General features: G+C 66.8%; 1 protein-coding gene. It reads right to left on the bottom strand.

Going from position 1 to position 633, the window contains the following annotated elements; genetic code table 11:
* Positions 1-261, bottom strand: a 261-nt coding sequence (locus tag VXC91_RS46570; RefSeq protein ID WP_329513362.1) for a hypothetical protein, incomplete at its 3' end; no start/stop codon positions are given.
* Positions 262-633 lie beyond the last annotated feature (372 nt).

Here is a 633-nt window from a genome sequence, read left to right as displayed (position 1 = left end):
CAGAGCACCGATGAACAACAGGCCGCCGACGTACGCGAGCCGGTCGATGGGGAGGTCCGGCCACCCGGAAGCGATCAGTCCCACGGCGGCCGGCGGCAGGGCGAGGGCGCCCGTGCTCAACAACAGCAGGAAGACAACGCGACGCCGGTACGCGGCCAGGGCGAGCCCCGTCGCTGGATGCTCGGCCGCCGGTCTCCCACTGGGCACACCGCTGCCCGCGCTCGTCGCCTTGCCTGTCCTGCTCAGGTCGGCTCGCGCCATGTGTGCCTCCTGCGCCCCCATCCCCAGCAAAATAAGCATAGTTGGGCATTCCATGATTTACCCAGGAGTGCGTGACCCGCGGTACGTCCAACTGTCAACGACTGGTCCACATCACAGCGTTCGTCGCACTCACTCTCACGCCGGGCCGCCCGTGCCTCGCTCGTCGGATCGACGGTCGTCATCGCCATCCCACATGCAGAAGCGGTTCGGTGCTGCCGCACCGCTCCTGGAACTGACGCGACAGAAGGTCAACGGCGTGCAGTCACTTTCGGTACGCCTGGCGGAACAACCTCCTGGTTTCGTCCGAGGCCATGTTCGCGCCGCACTGCGGGACGACGCCGTCCCGGCCACGATGTAGTGCTTACCGGGTTC

The organism is Streptomyces chiangmaiensis (assembly GCF_036281785.1).
GTDB classification, from domain to species: domain Bacteria; phylum Actinomycetota; class Actinomycetes; order Streptomycetales; family Streptomycetaceae; genus Streptomyces; species Streptomyces chiangmaiensis.
This window is presented reverse-complemented; position numbering and strand designations above follow the sequence as displayed.